3 protein-coding genes are annotated in these 5,474 nt (G+C 52.8%); all 3 read left to right on the plus strand.

What is annotated here, in order from left to right:
• A partial coding sequence (locus tag BO26_RS17930) for a T6SS immunity protein Tli4 family protein (protein ID WP_036773867.1) occupies nucleotides 1–343 on the plus strand: 343 nt, incomplete at its 5' end.
• Between the two features lie 640 nt (nucleotides 344–983).
• The gene (locus tag BO26_RS17940; protein WP_036773871.1) at nucleotides 984–2,111 is read left to right on the plus strand and encodes a hypothetical protein; all 1,128 of its coding nucleotides are present in this window, start codon (nucleotides 984–986) and stop codon (nucleotides 2,109–2,111) included.
• Nucleotides 2,108–5,470, plus strand: coding sequence for an ImcF-related family protein (locus BO26_RS17945; RefSeq protein WP_036773872.1), 3,363 nt, complete (start codon nucleotides 2,108–2,110; stop codon nucleotides 5,468–5,470). Before BO26_RS17940 ends, BO26_RS17945 begins: the two co-directional genes overlap by 4 nt.
• The last annotated feature ends 4 nt before the right edge of the window (nucleotides 5,471–5,474 follow it).

The following is a 5,474-nucleotide window of genomic DNA, read 5'->3' on the forward strand; positions in this document are numbered from 1 at the left end:
TACCAATAACTATATCCGGGAGAAAGACAGTATGCTGGAGCGCCTTAGTGTAATTGAAACAACGCTGTCTCGGAAGAAGGTTTTCCGCCAAGGGAAACGGAAAATAAACGGGCTGGACACCGAAGAGTTATTGTTGGTGAAGCGTCAACCGGGCGATGATGATCCGCATTATCAGTTTACATTATTAGCCAATGAGAAAACTGGTGGGGAAAAAACACCGGTATTTGATTTGACGGTGGTGAATGATGAAGAGACACCGACAGCCTATACCCAGAATGAAATAGTGGCGTTTTGGGATGCAATTAGCCAGACCCTTAGAGTCAGGCCGGGTGCTTTTAAATAGCGAGGAAAATAGGCTTTAAATTAAAATCCTGATAGGCATGTCAGGATGACGGGAATCAATGTGAATCAGAATGATAAAGCCTGATGATTCACTTCTTGTTTAATGGTGAAGAGTGTTCAATCGGTAGAGATTGAATAAAGAATATTTGACTGAATTTATTGACGACAGTGGCTATTCTCTCTGTGAGAAGCCGTTTTTTAAATAATGAATTGAATGAGAGGTTCAATGTGATCCATTTTGATTTTTGGGATACGGTATTAGTCTGTATGTTCCTTGTTTTCTATTATGGTTGGCCGTTTTTAGTGATTATTGATGGTGTTTTCATTTATTGGACTGTCAAATTTATTAAGCAAAAGAAATACAAACGTCTCCTGTTTTTAATCCCGGTTGCGGTGTTACTGAGTGGGCCGCTTATTTATTTTTTAATTCAATGGTTAGAGATATGGATCTATTAAAATTACAGTCAATAAGGGGGTATCCCGGTATAACAGATTATTGCCAGATACCTGATGATTTATTTAGGGTTATCTTGATAACCAATGGAGGATATCACCATGTCTGGTAGGGTTTGTTTAGGTGATGCCACTGGTGGGTGTCGTGTATTGAATTCAATGTCTCATCACTATGTCGGGTTATCATCATGAGCTGGCCGATTCCTGAAATCCCCCAGCTTCGCGTCGTAGCACCTTTGCGTTATCGGTTATGGGGAATGATTTTATTGCTGATGCTGGCAGTGGGTACTGGCTTGGCTATGATACTGAGAGAAACGTCCGATTTCTGGCAGGTGGTACTGTATGGCAGTCTGCCGGCCTTTTTCGGCTGGTTGATGTTATTTGGCGCAGCATTGAATCGCTATGAACGATTCTGTACCACGGCGCAAGCCTGGGAAGCGGCCAGTGAGGAAACGCATTTTCAGTGGCAGCAGTGGAGCCGAAAGCAACTGGCGGTAGTCGGCAATATTATTCTGACGCCAGAACCGCAGGGCATTGCACCTCTATTGGGTGAGCAGAAGGCGGTACCGGCTTTTCCCGATATTGGACGGGCGTTGTCTGTGCCATCAACGGATTTCCGGCAGTTACTGGCAAAAGTGAATGCGGATTTTGAGCAACAGTGTCCGGAGTATCGCCAGCTTTTGCACACCATTTATTTCGCTGGCGCCCCTTCGACGGAGTTGTCCCACTATAGCGAGTGTGTGCAACAACTGTGGGGATTAAGCCTCATTCAGGTAGAGAACCGGGAAGTCATCACATCATTGTACGATAAGGCCGCTTTTGAGGGGCTGATAATGGTTATTGCCTGTCAATGCTGGTCGGCGACAGACGGTAAAAAAGCGTACAGCGAATTTTTATCTGCGCAGTTACTTTCTTCGACAACCTTTGCTACCCGGAAAAAATTAAACATTCTGGCTGGCATGGGAAGGGAATTACCTTCATTTCCGGGAGAAATAAAGAAAGATTTCAGGATGTTATTTGAATATAACTGCATTGATAAAAGCAATATGCAGCATCTCTGGGTCACGGGCGTTTCTCAAGACGAGCTGACTGAACTGATGATGGAGGGTCATGATAGCCCATTCCATTTTGCCCCGGAAAATCCTGTTCATTTCATTGACCGTACTTTTGGTCCACCGGGGCCGCTGTCGGTGTTTCTAACCTCAGCCATGCTGACAGAGGCCGTTGGCCTGACAAACAGTGACCATATTATTATCAATCGATTACCCGAGGGTAACGCGATACTTTATTTAATGACGAAGGAATTGCACTCATGAAAGCAAATCATTATCACCATGGCCTTTGGGGATATGTTTTTATTACGTTGAGCCTGGCCGGGGTATTTTTTTTGTTGATTTATCTTAATCAGGCGTTACTGGCGGAAAAAGGGCTGCTTGAACCCGCGTGGTATACCTGTTCTGCGGTTTTCCTGGCCATACTGACCGGTTTATTGGGAAGCAAGGTCTGGGAGCATATACGGCAAAATAAAGTACAACAAAAATTCCGGCCAGAGACTGCACAGGCCAGGATTGTCCCCAGCCAGTCTGCGTTAATACTGGATGAATTAGGTGCCCGCCTGCACCGCCGTTATGGTCGGTTGTGGTGGTTCCGGGTACGTATCTTACTGGTGGTGGGGGAAGTGGAGCAGGTGGAGGCGATTGCGCCGGGTCTGACTGCCGGGCAATGGCTGGAGGGCCATCGCACGCTGTTGGTGTACGGCGGCAGTGTGCAGGCCGAACCGGATGCCACCCAGCTGGCAGCGCTGCGGCGGTTACGCCGTTTCCGGCCACTGAATGGGGTGGTCTGGGCATTGACCGAAGCCCAGAGCGCCCAGCCGGTTCTGATGGATAAGGCCCTGCGAATGTTACAGAAACAGGCCCAGCAGTTACGCTGGCAGGCACCGGTTTATTTGTGGCAGGTGTGTCACAGCATCTGGTCGCAGGAAGACCGAATTACCCAGCCGGTGGGCTGTTTTTTCCCGGAGCGCTGTACGCCGGAAGGGGTGGCAGAACAATTACAGCAGCTGATTGACCCGATGCGCCGGCAGGGGATGCAGCAACTGCTGGCAAAGAATGCCCATGATTTTTTGTATCGCCTGTCATCGACGCTGGAAAAAAAGGGCATTGCTCACTGGCGTGAGGTGCTGACACCGGTGTTAAAGGAATATGCGGATGTCGTGTTGTTGCGGGGGCTGATGTTCAGTTTACCGGTCAGGGTCAATCAAGCTGGCGCGCCGCAGAGTTGGCTGCCGGACCCGGTGTGGCAGGGGGTACTCAGTGACAGCCGGCGGGCACCTGGCCGGCGATTAGGTGTTAGCCATCGGCAGAACCTGTCTTACGGCCTGATGGCGCTGGCGTTACTGTGGGGCGCGGGCATGGTGCTGTCGTTTTTCACCAACCGCGACCAGATAAAGGGGGTACAGGCGGCGGTGGCTGACCTGAAAACGCATCCGGCAGCCTCCGGGGCGGAACTGATGGCGTTAAAAACCCTGCGTGATGAAGTGGGCCGGTTGCAATCCCGGGTGGAGCACGGGGCGCCCTGGTATCAGCGTTTTGGTCTCAATCAGAATGAGACGCTGCTGACGAGGGTGATGCCGGATTACACGGCGATGAATAATCGTCTGATACGGGATAAAGCCGCTGCGGTGTTGCAGGCAAAACTGAATGACTTGGTGAACTTACCGCCGAACAGTCCGCGGTGGGCCGGTCGGGTGCAGGCAGGTCATGACCTGTTGAAAGCCTACCTGATGATGGCGCGTCCGGAGAAAGCGGAGGCCGCATTTTTAACCCGGATGCTCAATGAAAATGAACCCGACCGGGCCGGCATTGCCCCGGATGTCTGGCTGATTGTGGCGCCGGATTTATGGGATTTCTATGCACAAAATCTGTCGGCCCATCCGGAATGGCGGATAACCGCGGATACTGAATTGGTCAGAGAGGTGCGCCAGAAACTGCTGACCCAATTAGGCCGCCACAATGCGGATGCCACGCTCTACCAGCAGATGTTGCAATCGGTGGCGAAGGATTATGCGGACCTGACGCTGAGGCAGATGACCGGCGACACGGAGGCGGCGCGGTTGTTGACAACGGATAAAGTGGTGCCGGGGATGTTTACCCGTCAGGCATGGGAGGGGCAGATACAGCCGGCGATTGACAAGGCGGTGGCCTCCCGGCGCGAAGCGATTGACTGGGTGCTGAGTGATAACCGGCAGGCCGTATCGGCGGCGGTGTCACCGGCGGCGCTGAAAGCCCGGATGACCGCGCGTTATTTTACGGATTTTGCCGGGGCGTGGCAGACGTTCCTGAACAGTCTGCGCTGGAATAAAGCCGATAATATGGCCGATGTGGCAGACCAGTTAAGCCTGATGGCGGATGCGCGTCAGTCTCCGCTGATAGCATTGATGAACACGGTGGCGTATCAGGGCCAAACAGGTCAGCGGGGGCCGGTTTTATCCGACCGGCTGGTGAAATCGGCTAAGACGCTGCTGAACAACCAAACCGGGCTGATGGTAGCGCCGTCCCCTGAAAGCGGTGGACCGATGAATCAGACCTTTGGGCCGCTGCTGGCGTTGCTGGGAGAAAATCAGGCGGCAGGGGTGAAGGCAGACAGCAGTCTGAATTTACAAACTTTTCTGACCCGCGTTACTCAGGTGCGACTGAAACTGCAACAGATGAACAACAGCGATGACCCGCCGGCCATGGCGAATAGGCTGGCCCGGGCGGTATTTGCGGGGAAAAGCACCGAGTTGACCGAGACGCAGGGGTATGGGCGTCTGATAGCGGCCAGTCTGGGGGGACAATGGCAGGGATTGGGTCAGACGCTGTTCGTGCAGCCGTTAACGCAGGCATGGCAGGGGGTGCTGAAACCGGCGGCGGCGAATCTGAATACGCAGTGGCAGACGGCGATAGTCGCCAGTTGGAACCGGGCTTTTGCCGGTCGTTACCCGTTTGCCGGCGGGGAGAGTGAAATCTCGTTACCGATGCTGGGGCAGTTTATCCGGTCGGATACCGGGCGGATAGAGCAGTTTCTGAGCCGTCAGTTAGGCGGAATACTGCATAAAGAGGGCAACCGTTGGGTAGCGGATAGCGTGAACAGTCAGGGATTACCGATTAACCCGGTTTTTTTGAATGCGATAAATCAGCTCAGTCAGTTATCGGACCTGCTGTTTGCGGATGGCAGTCAGGGTTTGCGGTTTGAGCTGCGGGCAAGGGCGGTGCGGGATGTGGAGGAAACCGACCTGACGATAGACGGGCAGAAACTGCGTTATTTTAACCAGATGGAAAGCTGGCAGAGTTTTCGCTGGCCGGGAGAGACGTATCAACCGGGAGTGATGCTGACCTGGACCAGTGTGAATACGGGGGCGCGTTTATTTGGGGATTATGAGGGGAACTGGGGCCTGCTCCGCTGGCTGGAGCGGGCGAAAGCGGAGAGGCTGGATGAAAGCCGTTATCGGTTAACGTTTGTGGCGCCGGACGGTTTGCCGCTGACGTGGATTTTACGCACGGAAGTGGGGAGTGGTCCGCTGGCGTTGCTGAAGCTGCGGGGCTTTAAGCTGCCGAAGGACATCTTTGAAGTGAGGCCGGGTAAGGCGACGCAAGCCGTGACGACGGATGAGGACTGGGAGGGGGAAGAATAAGGCG

This window comes from Photorhabdus australis DSM 17609 (assembly GCF_000711895.1).
Lineage (GTDB): Bacteria > Pseudomonadota > Gammaproteobacteria > Enterobacterales > Enterobacteriaceae > Photorhabdus > Photorhabdus australis.

What these genes read in the sequence shown, in the direction of transcription:
- BO26_RS17940 (WP_036773871.1), top strand. Translation starts at nt 984, where the DNA reads ATGAGCTGGCCGATTCCTGAAATCCCCCAGCTTCGCGTCGTAGCACCT.
- BO26_RS17945 (WP_036773872.1), top strand. Translation starts at nt 2,108, where the DNA reads ATGAAAGCAAATCATTATCACCATGGCCTTTGGGGATATGTTTTTATT.